Here is a 17,784-nt window from a genome sequence, read left to right on the forward strand (position 1 = left end):
CGTACAGTCGAGTGGGGTTCTCTCTGGCGAGCGGGCCCGGATTGGCCCCTGAAGCCGGTGGAGAAGTGTAAGCAGTCTACCGAGGCCGCCCCCGGCCGTTCGCCGTGTTACGAGCAGCTGCCCTTGCTGTGCAGGAACTCCTCGTTCATGACGAAGTCGGACGCGCTCAGGGTGACCGTGGCGTGCCGCGGCATGACGGTGATGTCGGTCACCGTGACGCCCTCGGGCAGGTACTGCGCCGCGCACACCGGGAACGGGCCGTTCGCGGTGAGCGCCTGGATGAGCCGGGTGATGTTGACGTTGCCCGAACCGGCCGAGACGGTCGCCTTGCCCGGGGTGAGCAGGACGGTGTCTCCGGCGGCCTTCGCCGTCGCCGAGACCGTGTAGTCGACAGGCAGACCGAGCAGGTCGATGGTGCCGTCGTAGCCGATCACGCCGTCGCCCAGCGTGATGTCGCCCTTCGCACCCGGGATCGTCACGAGCTTGTTCAGCGAGTCCTGCGAGATGCTCAAAGTGCCCGTGGCCGACTGGACCGGCTTGCTGAAGTCGGCCGGAACGCCGGTCGCGTGGATGGAGGCGCTGAGCGGCGCTCCGTTCACGGTGGCGTGCGGGGCATCCAGTTCGACGCTCTCGAAGCTGCCCCCGAGGAACTGCCCGAGCACCGAGAAGCCGCCGATGTGCACCTGCACGTCGGCCTGCACCGAGCTCGGGAGGTTCTTCTCGATCTCGGCGGCGACCCGCTGCTCGGCGACAGCACGGGTGACCGCGTCGGCGACGACGAGCAGCACCAGCACGACCACGATGGAGCCGACCGTCCAGAGCAGCGGCTTCAGCCACCCCGGACGGCGGCGCGGCGGCACGACGGCCGGCGCCGGCGCGTCGCCGATCACTTCGGTTGGTCGATCGCTCATCGCGTCACATCCGCTCCGGAGCGGACACCCCCACCAGGGCGAGGCCGTTGCGGACCACCTGGCCGGTCGCGTCGTTGAGCCACAGACGCGTGCGGTGGGCGTCCGTCACCGGCTCGTCGCCGTGCGGGAGCACACGGGTCGAGCCGTCGCGCACGGCGTACCAGGCGTGGTAGAGGCCGGCGACCTCCTCGATGTACCGCGCGACCCGGTGCGGCTCACGCAGTTCCGCCGCCTGTGCGATCACCCGCGGGAACTCCTGCAGGCCTCCGAGCAGCGCGCTCTCGGTCTCATGGGTGAGCAGTTCCGGCTTGAAGACGCTGCGGTCCACGCCCGCCTTGGCCGCGTTCGCGGCAACCGAGCTGGTGCGGGCGTGCGCGTACTGCACGTAGTAGACGGGGTTCTCGTTGCTGCGCTTGGTGAGCAGGTCGAGGTCGATGTCGAGCTGCGAGTCGGTCGACGAGCGCACCAGCGAGTAGCGGGCGGCGTCCACACCGACGGCCTCCACGAGGTCGTCGAGCGTGACGATGGTGCCGGCACGCTTCGACATCTTGACCGGCTCGCCGTCTCTGACCAGGTTGACCATCTGGCCGATGAGGATCTGGAGGTTCTCGTTCGGGACGTCGCCGAAGGCCTCCACCATCGCCATCATGCGGCCGATGTACCCGTGATGGTCGGCGCCGAGCATGATGATGTTCTGCTCGAAACCGCGCTCGCGCTTGTCGAGGTAGTAGCCGAGGTCGCCCGAGATGTAGGCCGGCTCGCCGTTGGAGCGCACGATCACGCGGTCGCGGTCGTCGCCGAAGGTCGTGGTGCGCAGCCAGATGGCACCGTCGGCCTCGAAGATGTGTCCGGCCTCGTCGAGACGCTGGATCGCCCGCTCGACAGCGCCCGACTCGTGCAGCGAGTCCTCGTGGAAGTACACGTCGAAGTCGACGCCGAAGGCGTGCAGGCGGTCCTTGATCTCCTGGAACATCAGGCCGGTGCCGAGGCTTCGGAACACCTCCTGCTGCTGCTCCCGCGACAGGACCGCCAGGTCGCCGATCCGGGGGTCGGCGGCCGCCCGCGAGACGACCTCGCCGGCGATCTCGCCGATGTAGGCGCCACCATAGCCGTCCTCGGGCGTCGCCTCGCCGAGGTAGGCGGCCAGGAGGCTGCGTGCGAAGCGATCGATCTGCGAGCCGTGATCGTTGAAGTAGTACTCGCGCGTAACATCGGCACCTGCGGCCTGGAGGATGCGCGCGAGGCTGTCGCCGACGGCGGCCCAGCGCGCGCCGCCCAGGTGGATCGGCCCCGTCGGGTTGGCGGAGACGAACTCCAGGTTGACGAGCAGCCCGGCGTACAGATCGGTGCGGCCGTAAGCGTCGCCGGCCTCGACGATCGTCTTCGCCAGTTGCCCGGCGGCGGCCGCGTCGAGCCGGAAGTTGATGAAACCGGGGCCGGCGACCTCGGCGGACGCCACGCCGTCGATGCCGGCTGCGGCCTCGGCGATCTCGCCGGCGAGCTCGCGCGGGTTGGCGCCGACGCGCTTGGCGAGCCGCATCGCGACGTTCGACGACCAGTCGCCGTGCTCACGGTTCTTGGGCCGCTCGAGCGGGATGTCGTCGACCGTGATGGCGAGCTCCGGGAGGTCGTCACGACCCTCGCGTCGCCGGTCCACCACGGTCGTCACGATGGCGAGCAGGGAGGCGGAGAGATCAGCGGGAGTCATGGCTAACGATTCTATCCGTGACTTGCAGTGAACCCGTCTCGTCGCTTGATAGGGTGCGATGCGACACGCCCGCCCGCGACACGGAAGACGCCGAACCAGCATGCAGCAGCACACCGTCAGGACCCTCGCCGCACTCGCACTCGCGGCCGCCGCCGTCACGCTCGCGGGGTGCACTCCCACGGCGAAGCCGGCCCCCACATCGTCGGCATCCGCCGGGGGCGGGAGCACGAGCAAGCCGATCGCGACCCCGACGCCCACGCCGACACCGACGATGCCCCCCACGCCGGTCACCCTCACCTGCGACCAGCTGCTCACCCCCGACCAGATCTACGCCTACAACCCCAACTTCACGAAGGCCCCGAACTACACCACCGCGTCCAGCAGTCTCGAGCGCAAGATCGTGGACTGGAAGGGCGTCGCCTGCGGCTGGCAGAACGAGACCAGTGGCGACATCGTGCAGATCGCGGTGGCCCAGCCCCCTGCCGACCAGCTGGAGAACCTGAAGAACGAGGCCATCACCGCCGCGCAGCCCGTGCCCACATACGGAACCCCGCCGCAGGTCGAGGGATACTTCAAGGCCGGAGCCTCCGGTCAAGTCCAGATCTTCCGCGGCCCCTACTGGATCGTCGCGGAGTCGACCACGTTCACCGAGCCGGGCGACCCCGCCCCGCTGATGCAGAGCGTCCTGGGCAACCTTCCGGCGAGCTGACTCGCGGCCCGCAGCCGCGTCGCGCTGAACGGTCGCCGCCCGAAAAGCTGCTAGCCTGGACGGGCACTCCTGGCCCCCATAGCTCAGGGGATAGAGCGTCTGCCTCCGGAGCAGAAGGCCGTAGGTTCAAATCCTACTGGGGGCACTCCGACTCCACCTGGAGCACCAGACACGAGAAGCCCCGTCCACTCGGACGGGGCTTCTCGCGTGTCGGCCGCGCGGCTACTGTGCGTCGAGGTCCGTCTCGAGCAGTGCGACCAGCTCGTCGAGCGCAGTCTCGGCGTCCGGGGCCTCCGAACGCAACGTCACGACGGTCCCCTTGCCGGCCGCCAGACCCATGAGCGACAGGATGCTGCCGGCGTTGAGCTGAGGGCCGTCGCCGACGGCGATGGTCACGGGCACACCCTTCTCCTGCACGGCCTGCACGAAGAGCTTCGCGGGGCGGGCGTGGAGGCCGGAGCTGCTGGCGACGGTGGCGGTTCGTTCGGTCATGGGGGTCTCCTGTTCCTGGGTCGTGGACTTCACGCGGCGACGGTCGCCGGGACGGGCTGCCCGGCCTCTTCGGTCTCGGGCGCCGCGACGCGGGGAGCCGCGAACCGCTTCAGACCGACGACCAGCAGGGCCGTGACGAGCGTTCCTGCGGCGAGAGCGACGAGGAAGCCCCAGACCGGGTCGATGGCGAAGAAGACGAAGATGCCGCCGTGCGGGGCCCGCGAGCTCACCTCGAACGCCATCGCCAGCCCGCCGGCGACGGCGCCGCCCACCAGGTTCGCGGGAATGACGCGCAGCGGGTCGGCCGCCGCGAACGGAATCGCTCCCTCGGAGATGAACGAGGCGCCCAGCAGCCAGGCGGCCGCACCGTTCTCACGCTCGACCTGCGTGAAGCCACGACGGTAGAGCACCGTGGAGGCGAGTGCCATCCCGAGCGGCGGCACCATGCCGGCGACCATGACCGCAGCCATGATGTGGAAGCTCGCGTCGGTCTGCTGGGCAAGACCCGCGACCGCGAACGCGTACGCCACCTTGTTGACGGGCCCGCCCAGGTCGAAGCACATCATCAGGCCGAGGATGATCCCGAGGAAGATGGCGCCGGCACCCGAGAGGCCGTTCAGGAAGTTCGTCAGCTGGGTCATCAGCCACGCGATCGGTGCGCCGAGGATCAGCAGCATCAGGCCCGACGCGATGATCGACGCTCCGAGCGGGATGATCACGACGGGCATCAGGCCGCGCAGCCAGCGCGGCACCGCGGGCCGCCCGATGAGCCACGCCGCGTAGCCGGCGAGCAGGCCGCCGATCAGGCCGCCGAGGAAGCCGGCGTTCATGAAGACCGCGATCGCGCCGGCGACGAAGCCGGGGGCGATACCGGGACGGTCGGCGATGGCGAAGGCGATATACCCGGCCAGTGCCGGCACCAGGAAGCCGAGGCTCAGACTCCCGATCTGGAAGGCGATGGCGCCCAGGTAGTAGCCGAGCCCGTCGGGCGGCAGATTCCAGATCGCGTAGTGGGTCAGCGTGTAGACGGCGTTGTTCATGCCCGAATCGCCGTGCGCGAGGGCGATGCCGTAGCCGCCCAGGAACGGGAGGAAGCTGATCGCGATCAGCAGGCCGCCCCCGGCGACGAACGGGATCATGTAGCTGACGCCGGTCAGCAGGATGCGCTTGAGGTTGGCGCCCCACGAGAGCGACACGGCGGACGCGGTCGCTGCGGACGCACCGGACGCGCTCACGCGGGCCCCCCGGGGGTCGGCCGCGACGGCGACCGCCTCGGCGATGAGCTGGTCGGGTTGCTCGATGCCGCGCTTGACGGTGGAGCGCACCACGGGCTTGCCCGCGAAGCGCGCCTCCTCGCGCACGTCCACGTCGTTCGCGAAGATCACGGCGTCCGCAGCATCGATCACGCTCTGCGGCAGCGCCTGGTAGCCGCTCGAACCCTGAGGCTCGACGACCAGCTCGACACCGTTCTTCGGACCGGCGGCGGTGAGCGCGTCGGCCGCCATGAACGTGTGGGCGATTCCGGTCGCGCACGAGGTGACGGCGACGATGCGGGCGGGACGCCCGTCGATGAGGAACCCGTCGGCCGCAGCGGCGGCGGGAGCCGGTTCGACCGGAGCCGGGGCTGCAGCGCCGTGCGGGCCGTCGCCCTCCCCGATCGCGTCGTCGACGAGCGCGACGACGTCCTCGGGTGTCGTCGCAGCCCGGAGACCGGCGGTGAAGTCGTCGGTCATCAGGCTCCTCGCGAGCTTCGACAGCACGGCGAGGTGGGCCTCCGCCGCATCGGCCGGCGCCGCGATCAGGAACACCAGGTCGGCTGGGCCGTCGGATGCGCCGAAGTCGACGCCCGGCTCGAGCCGGGCGAACGCGAGCGTCGGGATCGTGACCGACGGGCTCTTCGCGTGCGGGATCGCGATCCCGCCGGGCAGCCCGGTCTCGTCCTTCTGCTCGCGCGCCCACGCGTCGGCGTAGAGCGCCTCGGCGTCGGTGGCTCGGCCTTCGGCGACGACGCGGGCGGCGAGTTCGCGGATGACGTCGCTCTTGTCGTCGACGGGCCCCAGGTCGAGGCTCACGAGTTCGGGAGTGATTGTCTTCGATGACACGGTTTCCTCCAGTGTGTCGGTGCGGGAGATCAGGGGTGGAGCGCGGCGACGGGCAGGTCGCCGGAGAACAGGTCGGCAGGTCGGGGCGCCTGCGTGCCGGGCAGGGCTGCGGCGGCGGAGCCGTAGCGGATCGCGTGCACCAGCCGCTCGGGCGGGGTCGCACCCGCGAGCTCGGCGAGCAGGTAACCGGCGAGCGCGCTGTCTCCGGCGCCGACCGTGCTCTGCACGCGGATGCGGGGGGCGGCGGCGACGAAGCCGCCTTCGGGGGTCACGAGCACGGAGCCGCGGGCGCCGAGCGTCACCAGTGCGGCACCGACCCGGTCGGGGACGAGTCCCTCGGCCAGCGTCAGCACCGCCGCAGGCAGGTCGTCGGTGTCGAGCATCGCGCCGGTCAGCTCGGCGAGTTCGTCCTCATTGGGCTTGATCAACTCGGGACTCGCCTCGAAGACGGCAGCCCGCAGGGCCTCGCCCGAGGTGTCGACCGCGACCTTCGGGGCCGCGTCGCCCCAGCGGCCGCGCACCGCGCGGATGACGGTCACGTAGAAGTCGTCGCCGACGCCCGGAGGGAGCGAACCGGCCAGGACGAGCCAATCGGCCCCCGCGCACGCGTCAACCACGGCCTCCACCAGCACCCGGGCATCCGCGGCGTCCAGGGCGACGCCGGGCAGGTTGAGCTTGGTGGTGACCCCGGCCGGGTCGGTGATGGTGAGGTTCGCGCGGGCGTGGCCGTGGATGGCGACCGGACGGATGGGCAGGGCCGTCGAGCGCAGCACCACGCCGAACGGGTCGTCGTCGGCCAGCGGGAGGACGGCGAGGGCGCCGCCGCCTGCTGCAGTGACGACGCGTGCCACGTTGATTCCCTTGCCTCCGGCGTCCTCGCGCGAGGACGCGGCGGACTGCACCTCCCCGGGCCGCAGCGACGCGCTCAGGGTCACGGCCCGGTCCAGGGACGGGTTGGCGGTCAGGGTGACGATCATGCCGACCACACCTCGACGCCCGCGGCTGCGAGAGCGTCCGCCAGCTCGCCCTCCGGCGAGCGGTCGGTGACCAGCACGTCTACCGCGTCGAGCGCGGCGAACGAGACCAGGGACTCCTGCTGGAACTTGGATGCGTCGGCCACGACGACCACGCGGCGCGCGGCGCGGACGATGGCCTCCTTGACCGCGGACTCCTCCGGATCGGGCGTGCTCAGGCCGAACCCGGCCGAGACGCCGTTGACGCCGACGAAGACGATGTCGGGCCGCAGCGACTGGATCGCGCGGACGGTGGACGCGCCGACCGCCGCAGCCGTGACCCCGCGGATGCGGCCGCCGACGACGGTCAGCGACACCCGGTCGGCGGCGGCCAGGGCCGGTGCGAGGGTGAGCGAGTGGGTCACGACCTCCGCGTCTCCCCCGCTGGCGGAGAGCCGGGCGGGAAGAAGCTGCGCGACGGCGCCGGTGGTCGTTCCCGCATCGAGGTAGACGGAGCCGCGGAAGCCGTCGCCGAGGGCGTCGAGTGCCCGGGCTGCGATGCGGAGCTTGGTGTCGGCGCGCAGCCCGCTGCGCTCGATCACAGAGGCCTCCGCGGTGCTGGCGCGATCGATGGCGACAGCGCCGCCGTGCACCCGGCGCAGGGCGCCGGCCAGTTCGAGGGCGTCGAGGTCGCGGCGCACGGTCTCGGTCGTGACACCGAAGCGCTCGGCGAGATCGACCACGGCGACCCGGCCCTCTTCGAGGAGGAGCCGTTCGATCAGCTCCTGACGCTCCATTGCATACACCTGCCGCCTCCTTTGGACTTCCAACACAATACAACACGAAACAACACAGAGCAATATGGATTTGAGTGTTTCTCTGTGGGATGGTGCCACCATCGTCGTGAGGTGGGCCACGTACAATCGTTCGCGGAATGGACTGTTCGTACTTCGACGCCGGCGTGTGCCGCTCGTGCACGCTGATGGGCGTCCCGTACGGCGACCAGTTGGCCCGAAAAGACGGCCACGCACGCGACCTGCTGGCGCCCTACGGCGACGCGGTCTGGCTGCCGCCGGTCGCCAGCGCCGAGTCCGGCTATCGCAACAAGGCGAAGATGGTCGTCTCCGGAACCGTCGACGCGCCGACGATCGGCATTCTCGACGAGGCGGGCCGCGGCGTCGACCTGCGCGAATGCGGGATCTGCGCGCCGGGCGTGCGCGCCGCGCTGCCGGTGCTCGCGGACTTCATCACCCGCACGCGCCTCGAGCCGTACAACGTGCCGGAACGACGTGGGGAACTCAAGTACGTTCTCGTCACCCACTCCCCTGACGACGAGCTCATGGTGCGCTTCGTGGTGCGGACGGAGGCGGCCGTCGACCGCATCCGCGCGAGGATCGACGACCTGCTCGCGGCGCTCCCGACGGCCGTGGTCGTGACGGCCAACCTCCAGCCGGAACACAAGGCGGTGGTCGAGGGAGACATCGAGATCGTGCTGACACCGCACTCGTCGCTCGTCATGCGGGTCGGCGCAATCCCGTTGCGCCTGCGTCCACAGAGTTTCTTCCAGACGAACACGGCGGTCGCCGCGAGCCTGTATCGGCAGGTCACCGAATGGGTCGACGAGGTTGCGCCGTCGAGCGTCTGGGATCTGTACTGCGGCGTCGGCGGCTTCGCGCTCAACGTCGCCGGGGCGGGACGGCGCGTCGTGGGCGTCGAGACCAGCGCCGAAGCAGTGCGCAGTGCCCGCGCGACGGCTGCCGCTGCAGGCCTGCCGCACGTGGCGTTCCGCGCGGGCGATGCGACCGCGTTCGCCCTCGCTGCGAAGACCGCGCCCGAGCTGGTGATCGTCAACCCGCCGCGGCGCGGGATCGGGGCCGAACTGTCGGGCTGGCTCGAGGACTCCGCAGTGCCTCACGTCGTCTACTCCAGCTGCAACCCGACCAGCCTGGCGAAAGACCTCGCCCGAATGCCGTCCTACCGCATCCGCACCGGCCGGGTGCTCGACATGTTCCCGCAGACCGGGCACGTGGAGGTCGCGGTGCTGCTCGATCGGGTCTGAGCCCTCATCGGCGGAGCGCTCGCGGGCGGCGGGCCCACGGTCGGGACGCGAGAAGGCCCGCGCCTCTCAAGAGACGCGGGCCTTCGATCGGACGGGAGATCAGCTCGCCGCCGCCTCGCGGCGCGGGAGCTTCCAGTCGGGACGCGCGAAGTGGCAGGTGTACCCCCACGGGATGCGCTCCAGGTAATCCTGGTGCTCGGGCTCGGCCTCCCAGAACGCGCCGGCCGGCTCCACCTCGGTGACGACCTTGCCCGGCCAGAGACCGGACGCGTCCACGTCGGCGATGGTGTCCTCTGCCACGCGGCGCTGCTCGTCGTTCTCGTAGAAGATCGCCGAGCGGTAGCTGGTGCCGACGTCGTTGCCCTGGCGGTTCTTCGTCGACGGATCGTGGATCTGGAAGAAGAACTCCAGGAGGTCGCGGTAGCTGATGCGCTCGGGGTCGAACTCGATCTCGATCGCCTCGGCGTGCGTGCCGTGGTTGCGATAGGTGGCGTTGGGGACGTCGCCGCCGGAGTACCCGACGCGCGTGCTCACCACGCCGGGACGCTTGCGGATGAGGTCCTGCATGCCCCAGAAACATCCTCCGGCCAGAATGGCCTTCTCTGTCGTCATCAGTGCTTCTCCTCGTTCTCGAAAAGGCGGGTGTAGTCGCCGTAGCCCTGCTCCTCCAGCTCAGCGAGCGGGATGAAGCGGAGGGCGGCGGAGTTGATGCAGTAGCGCAGGCCGCCTGCCTCGGCGGGCCCGTCGTCGAACAGGTGACCGAGATGGCTGTCGCCGTGGGCGGAGCGCACCTCGGTACGGATCATCCCGTACGTGCGGTCGGTCTTCTCCACGATGTTCGCAGGCTCCACCGGCACGGTGAAGCTCGGCCAGCCCGAGCGGCTGTCGTACTTGTTCACCGAGGCGAAGAGCGGCTCCCCCGACACGATGTCGACGTAGAGTCCTGCCTCGTGGCTGTTCCAGAACTCGTTGCGGAAGGCGGGCTCGGTGGCCGCCTCCTGGGTGACCGCGTACTGCGCGGGGGTGAGCCGAGCGACGGCGTCCTGGCTCTTGCGGTAGTCCTGTGTCACGTTTCCTCCTGAGTGCGGCGCGCTGGCTGCTGCGCCGTCAGTAAGGAGAACAGCGGGAGCGGCCGGGATGGTCCCGGCGTTGCTGTGAGTTCGCTGAGGGTGGTCGGATCGGGAGGGCGGCATCGATCACCGACGCGACGGCCGCCCATTCGCGGAGGACCTGACTCGCTGTGATGCGCAGTCGGCGATCACCGCGTGCTTCCAGCACCGCGTCTCGTCGGCGATCCCGCTCGAAGGCGTTTCGGTCGGAATGGAACGCGAATCCGTCGATCTCGAGGTAGAGCTCGCCATCCACGCGCATGTCGACGCGGCCCACTCCGGGCACGTGCACCTGCTGCTCGACGTGCCGACCAGCGTGCTCCAGGCGCTGACGGACAAGCGACTCCACCCCCGAGTCGGACCCCGCCCGCGCGAACTCGGCACGCGAGCGCGCCGCGCGCGGCTGATCCTCGAGGATGTCGTGGAGTCCGCTGCGCGTCACCACCCCCGCTGTCAAAGCCGTATCGAAAACCGCGACAGCCGTCTCGTGATCGGCGCAGCGGGCGACCGAGCGAAGACAATCCGCCAACGACACCCGCCAGAGCTCGTCGTGCCGCTCGCATCGCCGCCAGTGCCGCACGACCTCAGCAGGCGGGGCGTGGCCGTTCGGAGGAAGCAAGAGATGAGTACGACGGTCCGTCCCCGCCCACAGCCCATAGCTCTCGCTGGCGGTCACGCACGAGAGCCGGCCCCCGGCGAGCACGGCATCCAACGCGGCGCCTCCCAGCAAGGGCGAAACGTACACGCCCGGGCGCAGCCGCCGGATGACGCCCTCCCGAACGGCGTCGCGCAGTTCGGGAGGCGTGGCGCCGGCCATCCGAAGCTGGTGGGTCGTCGCTGCGCCGCCCAGCGCGCGGAGCTGATTCATCCAGGTCACGTCTCGATGCTGGTGCGGAGCCGGCGTCGGCGCGCGCTTCGCCCGAAATCTGTGGAGAAGCGACCCCGGAGGGCGTCTGTTCACGAGAGGAGACCCGCGCGACAATCTCCTGCAGTTGGGCGCCTGGGAGGAGATTGCGAGTGCGTCGACGCGCAATCTCCTATTCGGGGGGTGGGGGGTGGGGAGAGGGTGGGGGTGGGGGGACGATTGGGGTGGCGTCGGTGAATTGGGAGGCTCGCTGCTCCTTTTCGGGGGTGCCGCCGAAGAGGCGGCCCTCGGCCTCGGTGGCGCTGCGCGCACGAGAGGTCGGCAGTTGCTGCTCGGGAGGCTCCACCATCTCGACGCGGCGGCGCGGAAGCGAAGCCGGCGAGTAGCGTTGCATCCAGTCCACCAGGCGCTCGCGCACGTGGCAGCGCAGATCGAACAGCGTCGGGGCGTCCCGGCCGGTGACCAGCACGCGCACACGCACCCAGCCCTGCGTCGCGTCGGTGACCTGCAGCACCCCGGTGCGGCCGTCCCACAGGTCGGTCGCCGACAGGATCCGGTTCAGCTCGGCGCGCATCCCCGACGGCGACACCCGCCAGTCCAGGTCGAACTCCACCGAGCCGAGGAGTTCGCTGTGCCGGCGCGTCCAATTCTCGAAGGGCTTCGTCGTGAAGTAGGTGGAGGGCAGCACCAGTCGCCGGTCGTCCCAGATGTGGACCACGACATAGGTGAGCGTGATCTCCTCGATCGTCCCCCACTGCTGCTCGACGACCACGACGTCGTCGATGCGGAGCGCGTCGCTGAAGGCGAGCTGGATGCCGGCGAACAGGTTCGCCAGGCTCGACTGCGCCGCCACACCGGCGATCACGCCGATGATCCCGGCGGATGCCAGCAGGCTGGCGCCGGCGGCCTGGAGCACGGGGAACGTCAGCAGGATCGCGGCGAGCCCGATCACCACCGCGGCGACCACGGTCAGCCGCCGGAGCACCAGCACCTGGGTGTGCACCCGCCGCGCATAGCGGTTGTCCGGCACGTCGAGGCGGTAGCGCGCCAGCCCGAGGTCCTCCACGAAGACGAGCAGCGCGGCGCAGAACCAGGTGCCCGCTGCGATCGTCAGGATGAGGAACGTGTGGTGGATGATCTCCGCCCAGCCGGGCGTCACCTGCGGCGGCAGCGTCACGGCAACGGCGATCCACAGCACCACCACCGCGAGGAACAGCCGGAACGGCACCCGGGCGCGCTTCACCAGGAGGGCGGGCCACTGCCGTCGTCGCCCCGCAGCGCGCAGCGCCAGGGCGACGATCGCGGTCACCGCGATGGCGACGACGATCGCGATCACACACGCGATCACCAATGCGGGCAGGCTGCGCAGGGACACGTCGGGCTGCTCCTTCGCTCAGGGGTCGTGCGGACGCCCTGCACTGTACGCGCCGACGGCGGCAGGCCTTAACCTCGCAGCCCCGACCGCGTTAGTGTGAGTCTTCTGGGGCTCGGGGGAATCGGCTCCGGCGGAAGCCGGCGAAGACGCAAGGAGAGACATGGCAGCGACACGGACACTCTTCATCGGCGGCACGGGGGTCATCAGCTCCGCGTGCGTCGCCCGGGCTCTCGAGAAGGGCCACGAGGTCACGGTCGTCAATCGCGGGAACAGCGAACTGCGGCCGCTGCCGGAGGGTGTGGAGGTGCTGCACGCCGACATCCGCGACCCGGAGAGCGTGCACGCGGTGCTGGGCGAGCGCAGCTTCGATGTCGCCGCCGAATTCCTCGCGTTCACCCCGGAGCACATCGCGACCGACTTCGACCTGTTCGAGGGCCGGGTCGGGCAGTACGTCTTCATCTCCTCGGCTTCGGCGTACCAGACCCCGCCTGCGCGGATGCCGGTGACCGAGTCCACGCCGCTGCGCAACCCGTTCTGGCAGTACTCGCGCGACAAGATCGCCTGCGAGGACCTCCTGGTCGAGGCCTACCGCGACCGCGGCTTCCCCGTCACGATCGTGCGGCCGTCGCACACCTACGACCGAACGATGATCCCGACCAGCGGCCACTGGACCGACCTGGAGCGGATGCGCCGCGGCGCCCCCGTCGTGGTGCACGGAGACGGCACCAGCCGATGGACGATCACGCACAACACCGATTTCGCCGTCGCGTTCGTCGGGCTGCTCGGCCGCCCGGAGGCCGTGGGCGACTCGTTCCACATCACGTCAGACGAAGCGCCGACCTGGGACCAGATCTACTGCTACCTGGCCGAGGCCCTGGGCGTCGAGGCGGAGCTCGTGCACGTCGCGAGCGAGACCATCGCCGCCGCCCTCCCCGACCTCGGACCGGGCCTCCTGGGCGACAAAGCCCATTCGATGCACTTCGACAACGCCAAGGTCAAGGCGCTCGTGCCGGAATACCAGGCGAGCGTGCCGTTCGCCCACGGCGCGGGCGAGATCGTCGAGTGGTATCTGGCCGACGCCTCCCGGCAGAACGTCGACCCCGATCTGGATGCGGCGTTCGACCGGCTCGTGGACCACGCCCGCTCGGTCGTCTGAGCACTCCCGCCTCCGTGCCCCTCGAAATAATTTCGCTCGGACTCTTTACTATAAAGAAACTTTCCTGATACATTCTGGCCACGACATCGTTCCGACGAGGGGATGACAATGGCCGACCGACCCGTCCGGGGCACCCCGGGGTGGCTCCGCGAGACCAACGACCGCACGGCGTTGGCGCTGCTGCTCGAGCACGGTGTGCTCACCCGCACGCGCATCGGCGAGCTCTCCGGGCTCTCCAAGCCGACCGCCGCGCAGATGGTGTCACGGCTCGAGACGGCCGGTCTCATCCATGTCGTCGGCGAGGTCTCCGCAGGCCGAGGACCCAACGCCGCCGGCTACGCGGTGCGCACCGACCGGATGCTCGGGGTCGCCGTCGACATCGACGCGGTATCCCTGCGCTCGACCGTCGTGGACGCCGCCGGGGATGAGCATCCCATCGCCGTGACGCCGCTCGCGCTCCCTCCGGAGGCCGCCCGCACCCCGGAGGCCGACCTCCGGCTCGCGATCGAGGCGGCGTGCGCCGCGGCCGACGTCGACGCCGAACGCGTCCGCGCGGTCTGCGTCGGCGTGCAGGGCGCACTCGACCCGCGCACCGACGAGCTCACCTACATCGAGACGCTCCCCGGTTGGCCCAAGCGCGGCATCCGGCGCCGATTGGAGGATGCCCTCGGGATCGCGGTCCACATCGACAACGACGTGAACCTCGCGGCCGTCGCCGAGCGACGCGAGGGCGCAGGCGTCGACGCGGGCGGCTTCGCCCTGCTGTGGATGGGAGACGGTCTCGGCCTCGCCGTCGATCAGGCCGGCGCCGTCCACCGCGGTGCCTCCGGTGGAGCGGGCGAGATCGGCTACCTCCCCATCCCCCGGTCCGCCACCCGGCTCGACCCCGATGCAGCCGACCTGCAGGACCTCATCGGCGGCCCGGCCGTCGCCGGACTCGCCGCCGCGCGCGGTCTGACCGACGACCTCCACGGGCCGGAAGCCGCGACCGAGGCGCTCGTGTCCGAGCTGGCCCAGCGCGTCGCGTTCGGCGTGGTGCCCGTGCTCGCCCTGCTGGACCCCGAGCTCGTCGTGCTCGGCGGCCCCACCGGCGCCGCATTCGGCCCGCGGCTCGCCGAGCTGGTCGCCGGCGAACTGCGAGCCGACTGGGGCGAGCGGGCCGTCGTCGCCACCGGCGTCCCCACCCACCCCGTCCTCCGCGGCGCGCGCGAGCACCTCCTCGGCGAGGTCCGCGAGGCGCTCTTCGACGAAGTGTCGCGCATCGCCGGATAAGGCGCAGCCGACACCTCCGCACCACACCGTCCACCCGGCATCACGAGAAGGATCAGTGAGGAACCACCTGTGAAACATCGTCAGCTCATCGCAGCAGCCGCGGTCGCCGCGGCGGCAGCGCTCACCCTGGCCGGCTGCTCCGGCGGCTCGGCCGGAACGTCGTTCCAGGACAGCACGCCGACCGACTTGTCGGGCACCGTCTCGTTCTGGCACTTCTTCTCCGACCGGGAGGCCAAGGTCATCCAGTCGGTCGTCGACGACTTCGAGAAGAAGTACCCCAAGATCACCGTCGACGTGCACTCCGGCCAAGACGACGAGAAACTGCAGAAGGCCATCGCCACCGGCAGCAAAGTCGACGTCGGTCTCTCCTACTCGACCGACATCGTCGGCAACTTCTGCTCGAACGGCGCGTTCCGGTCGCTCAACAAGGTGATCGAGCGCGACAAGGTCGACATGAGCCAGTTCAGCGACACCGTGAAGTCGTACACCGAGTTCAAGGGCAACCGCTGCGCGATGCCGATGCTCGCCGATGTCTACGGTCTGTATTACAACAAGAAGCTGCTGCAGGCCGCCGGCTTCACCGAGCCGCCGAAGACGCTCAGCGAGCTGGAGTCGATGGCCGACAAGCTCACCACCTTCAACCCGGACGGCTCGATCAAGACCCTCGGCTTCAACCCGACCATGGGCTGGTACGAGAACTCGGCCGCTCACTACGGGCCGGCCGCGGGCGCCGAGTGGCTGAAAGCCGACGGCACCAGCGCCATCTCGTCGTCACCCGGCTGGAAGGAGCTGATCGCGTGGCAGAAGGCGTTCGTCGACAAGATCGGCTGGGACAAGCTCAACGCCTTCACCTCCGGTCTCGGTCAGGAGTTCTCGGCCGACAACGCGTTCCAGACCGGCCAGGTCGCCATGAACATGGACGGTGAGTACCGGACGGCGTTCATCGACGACCAGTCGAAGGATCTCGACTACGGCACCGCGCCGTTCCCGACGGCCGACGACCACACCGAGCTCTACGGCGGCGGCTACATCACCGGCAACATCATCGGCATCTCCAAAGGGTCCCAGCACCCGGAGCTGGCCTGGGCCCTGCTGAAGTACCTCACCACCGACACCGGTGCGGTCGTCAAGCTCGCCAACGGCCTGAAGAACGTTCCGACCACCAAGGACGCGCTGAACTCCCCCGAACTGGAGGTCTCGCCGCAGTTCAAGACGTTCCTCGACATCGCGTCGAACAAGAATGTGATGACCACCCCCGCGAGCCCGCTCGGCGCCGGCTACCAGAACACCTTCCAGGACTGGTGGAACAAGTACCAGAGCCAGGGCGGCGACATCGACGCCGGACTGAAGTCGGTCGACAAGCAGATCAACGACGCCCTCGCGCTCTCGACGGGTCCGTGAGCTCGTGACGACAACCGCTCAGCGCGTGGGGCGGGCGACCGCCCGTCCCACGCGGTCCTCCCGGGGCCGGCGGCGCCGCAACCTGGTGACGCTCGCGTTGCTCGCCCCCGCGCTGCTCGGGCTGGCGATCTTCTTCGTCTACCCGCTCATCGCCTCCATCTACTACTCCTTCACCCGGTTCGACCTGATCTCGCCGCCGCAGTGGATCGGCCTCCGCAACTACGAGTACCTGTTCACGCAGGACCCGAACGTCTGGACCGCCACCCTGAACACCCTGTGGTTCGTCGTGATCTGGGTGCCGGTGAAGACCGGGTTCGCGCTCATCGTCGCCGGGCTCCTGGCGCGTGCACGACGGGCCTCGGGCATCTGGCGCACGATCTTCTACCTGCCCGCCCTGGTGCCGCCGGTGGCGAGCGTCGTGGCGTTCGTCTTCCTGTTCAACCCGGGGACCGGACCGGTGAACCAGGTGCTCGCCTGGTTCGGGATCACGGGTCCGCTGTGGTTCAACGACCCTGCCTGGTCGAAGCCGTCGCTCGTGCTGCTCGGCATCTGGGTGATGGGCGACATCATGATCATCCTGCTGGCCGCCCTGCTCGACGTGCCGCGCGAGCAGTACGAAGCGGCCTCCCTCGACGGGGCGGGCGGACTGCAGAAGGTGCGGTACGTCACACTGCCGAGCATCTCGCCCGTGCTGCTGTTCGCCGTGGTGACCGGCGTCATCGCCGCGATCCAGTACTTCACGGAGGCCGCCGTCGCCTCCTCGGTCGCCAGCGGCAAGGCCGTGGTCGGCGAGGGCATCGGCAACACGCTCGGCTACCCCGACAACTCCCTCCTGACCTACACGCAGTGGCTGTACGTGCGCGGGTTCGGTACGTACCAGCTCGGCTACGCCTCCGCGCTCGCCGTGCTGCTGTTCGTCGTCGCGGCGGTCATCCTGCTCCTGCTCCTGCGCCGCTTCAAGGCGTTCACACCGGAAGGCGCCCAATGACCTCCGCCACCCTCACCCCGCAGGCTCCAGCCCCCTCCGCCCCGCCGCAGCGACGGATCCGCGGTCCGCGCTCGCTGCGCGCCCGGCGCGTACTCGGCTGGATCGCCGAGCACGCCGTGCTCATCGTGCTTGCGGTGCTGTTCGTCTCACCCGTCGTCTTCGTGTTCCTGACCTCGGTGATGTCGAGCACTCAGACGCTCACGGCCTCCCTGTGGCCGCAGCCGTTCGTCTGGCAGAACTACGTGACGGTCTTCACCACCGTGCCGCTCGCGCAGTGGTTCGCCAATTCGGCGATGTACGCGATCCTGGCGACGGCGTTCATGCTCATCTCGTCGGTGCCGGCAGCGTACGCACTGGCCAAGATCCGCTTCCGCGGCTCCGGGGTCCTGTTCACGGCGATCATCGTCGCGATGCTGCTGCCTCCCCAGGTGACGGCCATCCCGATCTACGTGATGTGGTCGCAGCTCGGCCTCACCGGGACGCTCTGGCCGCTGATCCTCCCGAATCTGCTCGGCGACGCCTTCTCGATCTTCCTGCTGCGCCAGTTCTTCCTGACGATCCCGTCGGAGTACTCCGACGCCGCCCGGATCGACGGCAACGGCGAGTTCGGCGTGCTGTGGAGGGTCGTCCTGCCGATGGCGAAGCCCGGCATCGCGGCGACGGCGATCTTCATGTTCTTCAACT

The 17,784-nt window shown here is 69.8% G+C and carries 17 protein-coding genes and 1 tRNA gene; 8 read left to right on the forward strand and 10 right to left on the reverse strand.

Annotation, left to right across the window (positions count from 1 at the left end; all coding sequences use genetic code 11):
* Positions 1–107: 107 nt before the first annotated feature.
* Together Q0Q23_RS11995 and argS are read right to left on the reverse strand one after the other, a co-directional pair.
* Positions 108–911 carry a DUF2993 domain-containing protein gene (locus Q0Q23_RS11995; protein ID WP_295123816.1) on the reverse strand — a complete coding sequence of 268 codons (804 nt, stop codon included), beginning with the start codon at positions 909–911 and terminating at the stop codon, positions 108–110.
* A gap of 4 nt (positions 912–915) precedes the next feature.
* Positions 916–2,619, reverse strand: a complete 1,704-nt coding sequence (gene argS, locus Q0Q23_RS12000; protein WP_295123819.1) for an arginine--tRNA ligase — start codon at positions 2,617–2,619, stop codon at positions 916–918.
* 100 nt (positions 2,620–2,719) lie between these two features.
* Here argS and Q0Q23_RS12005 point away from each other — a divergent pair, with 100 nt between their 5' ends.
* Positions 2,720–3,328, forward strand: a complete 609-nt coding sequence (locus Q0Q23_RS12005) for an iron ABC transporter ATP-binding protein (protein ID WP_295123822.1) — start codon at positions 2,720–2,722, stop codon at positions 3,326–3,328.
* Positions 3,329–3,400: 72 nt separating this feature from the next.
* Positions 3,401–3,473: transfer RNA gene (locus tag Q0Q23_RS12010), tRNA-Arg, on the forward strand.
* A gap of 77 nt (positions 3,474–3,550) precedes the next feature.
* Here Q0Q23_RS12010 and Q0Q23_RS12015 read toward each other — a convergent pair.
* Genes Q0Q23_RS12015 through Q0Q23_RS12030 form a run of 4 tightly spaced genes read right to left on the reverse strand, consistent with a single transcriptional unit; the run spans position 3,551 to position 7,681 of the window.
* Positions 3,551–3,820, reverse strand: coding sequence for an HPr family phosphocarrier protein (locus tag Q0Q23_RS12015; RefSeq protein ID WP_295123825.1), 270 nt, complete (start codon positions 3,818–3,820; stop codon positions 3,551–3,553).
* Between the two features lie 29 nt (positions 3,821–3,849).
* Complete coding sequence (locus tag Q0Q23_RS12020; RefSeq protein WP_295123828.1) at positions 3,850–5,922, reverse strand: PTS fructose transporter subunit IIABC; 2,073 nt, start codon at positions 5,920–5,922, stop codon at positions 3,850–3,852.
* Between the two features lie 29 nt (positions 5,923–5,951).
* Positions 5,952–6,899, reverse strand: a complete 948-nt coding sequence (locus Q0Q23_RS12025; protein ID WP_295123831.1) for a 1-phosphofructokinase — start codon at positions 6,897–6,899, stop codon at positions 5,952–5,954.
* Positions 6,896–7,681 (reverse strand): DeoR/GlpR family DNA-binding transcription regulator, encoded by a 786-nt coding sequence (locus tag Q0Q23_RS12030; protein WP_295123834.1) that lies wholly within the window; start codon positions 7,679–7,681, stop codon positions 6,896–6,898. Before Q0Q23_RS12030 ends, Q0Q23_RS12025 begins: the two co-directional genes overlap by 4 nt.
* Before the next feature lie 128 nt (positions 7,682–7,809).
* Between Q0Q23_RS12030 and rlmC the strand changes: the two genes are divergently transcribed.
* Positions 7,810–8,934: a 23S rRNA (uracil(747)-C(5))-methyltransferase RlmC gene (gene rlmC / locus Q0Q23_RS12035; protein ID WP_295123837.1), complete on the forward strand. Its 1,125-nt coding sequence runs from the start codon at positions 7,810–7,812 to the stop codon at positions 8,932–8,934.
* 99 nt (positions 8,935–9,033) lie between these two features.
* Here the strand turns inward: rlmC and msrA are convergent, their stop codons facing one another.
* From msrA to Q0Q23_RS12055, 4 genes are all read right to left on the reverse strand, one after another.
* On the reverse strand, positions 9,034–9,546 hold the full coding sequence (msrA, locus tag Q0Q23_RS12040; protein WP_295123840.1) for a peptide-methionine (S)-S-oxide reductase MsrA: 513 nt from the start codon (positions 9,544–9,546) through the stop codon (positions 9,034–9,036).
* The gene (gene msrB, locus Q0Q23_RS12045; protein WP_295123843.1) at positions 9,546–10,004 is read right to left on the reverse strand and encodes a peptide-methionine (R)-S-oxide reductase MsrB; all 459 of its coding nucleotides are present in this window, start codon (positions 10,002–10,004) and stop codon (positions 9,546–9,548) included. Before msrB ends, msrA begins: the two co-directional genes overlap by 1 nt.
* 37 nt (positions 10,005–10,041) lie before the next feature.
* Positions 10,042–10,911, reverse strand: a complete 870-nt coding sequence (locus tag Q0Q23_RS12050) for a type IV toxin-antitoxin system AbiEi family antitoxin domain-containing protein (RefSeq protein ID WP_295123865.1) — start codon at positions 10,909–10,911, stop codon at positions 10,042–10,044.
* Between the two features lie 169 nt (positions 10,912–11,080).
* Complete coding sequence (locus Q0Q23_RS12055) at positions 11,081–12,283, reverse strand: mechanosensitive ion channel family protein (RefSeq protein ID WP_295123846.1); 1,203 nt, start codon at positions 12,281–12,283, stop codon at positions 11,081–11,083.
* 160 nt (positions 12,284–12,443) lie between these two features.
* On the opposite strand from Q0Q23_RS12055, the gene Q0Q23_RS12060 reads away from it, so the two are divergent.
* The 5 genes from Q0Q23_RS12060 to Q0Q23_RS12080 all read left to right on the forward strand — a co-directional run.
* Entirely contained in the window at positions 12,444–13,439 is a 996-nt protein-coding gene (locus tag Q0Q23_RS12060) for an SDR family oxidoreductase (protein ID WP_295123849.1), read from the forward strand.
* A gap of 108 nt (positions 13,440–13,547) precedes the next feature.
* Positions 13,548–14,711: an ROK family transcriptional regulator gene (locus Q0Q23_RS12065; protein WP_295123853.1), complete on the forward strand. Its 1,164-nt coding sequence runs from the start codon at positions 13,548–13,550 to the stop codon at positions 14,709–14,711.
* A 69-nt stretch (positions 14,712–14,780) separates the two neighbouring features.
* Positions 14,781–16,112, forward strand: a complete 1,332-nt coding sequence (locus Q0Q23_RS12070; protein WP_295123856.1) for an ABC transporter substrate-binding protein — start codon at positions 14,781–14,783, stop codon at positions 16,110–16,112.
* A 4-nt stretch (positions 16,113–16,116) separates the two neighbouring features.
* The gene (locus Q0Q23_RS12075; RefSeq protein ID WP_295123859.1) at positions 16,117–17,100 is read left to right on the forward strand and encodes a carbohydrate ABC transporter permease; all 984 of its coding nucleotides are present in this window, start codon (positions 16,117–16,119) and stop codon (positions 17,098–17,100) included.
* Positions 17,097–17,784 (forward strand): carbohydrate ABC transporter permease (locus Q0Q23_RS12080; protein WP_295123862.1); only part of this gene is annotated, 688 nt, incomplete at its 3' end. The genes Q0Q23_RS12075 and Q0Q23_RS12080, both read left to right, overlap by 4 nt.

This window comes from uncultured Leifsonia sp. (assembly GCF_945957465.1).
Taxonomy (GTDB): domain Bacteria; phylum Actinomycetota; class Actinomycetes; order Actinomycetales; family Microbacteriaceae; genus Leifsonia.

What these genes read in the sequence shown, in the direction of transcription:
- Q0Q23_RS12050 (WP_295123865.1), bottom strand. Translation starts at nt 10,911, where the DNA reads ATGAATCAGCTCCGCGCGCTGGGCGGCGCAGCGACGACCCACCAGCTT.
- Q0Q23_RS12065 (WP_295123853.1), top strand. Translation starts at nt 13,548, where the DNA reads ATGGCCGACCGACCCGTCCGGGGCACCCCGGGGTGGCTCCGCGAGACC.
- rlmC (WP_295123837.1), top strand. Translation starts at nt 7,810, where the DNA reads ATGGACTGTTCGTACTTCGACGCCGGCGTGTGCCGCTCGTGCACGCTG.
- Q0Q23_RS12015 (WP_295123825.1), bottom strand. Translation starts at nt 3,820, where the DNA reads ATGACCGAACGAACCGCCACCGTCGCCAGCAGCTCCGGCCTCCACGCC.
- Q0Q23_RS12060 (WP_295123849.1), top strand. Translation starts at nt 12,444, where the DNA reads ATGGCAGCGACACGGACACTCTTCATCGGCGGCACGGGGGTCATCAGC.
- Q0Q23_RS11995 (WP_295123816.1), bottom strand. Translation starts at nt 911, where the DNA reads ATGAGCGATCGACCAACCGAAGTGATCGGCGACGCGCCGGCGCCGGCC.
- msrA (WP_295123840.1), bottom strand. Translation starts at nt 9,546, where the DNA reads ATGACGACAGAGAAGGCCATTCTGGCCGGAGGATGTTTCTGGGGCATG.
- Q0Q23_RS12005 (WP_295123822.1), top strand. Translation starts at nt 2,720, where the DNA reads ATGCAGCAGCACACCGTCAGGACCCTCGCCGCACTCGCACTCGCGGCC.
- Q0Q23_RS12025 (WP_295123831.1), bottom strand. Translation starts at nt 6,899, where the DNA reads ATGATCGTCACCCTGACCGCCAACCCGTCCCTGGACCGGGCCGTGACC.
- argS (WP_295123819.1), bottom strand. Translation starts at nt 2,619, where the DNA reads ATGACTCCCGCTGATCTCTCCGCCTCCCTGCTCGCCATCGTGACGACC.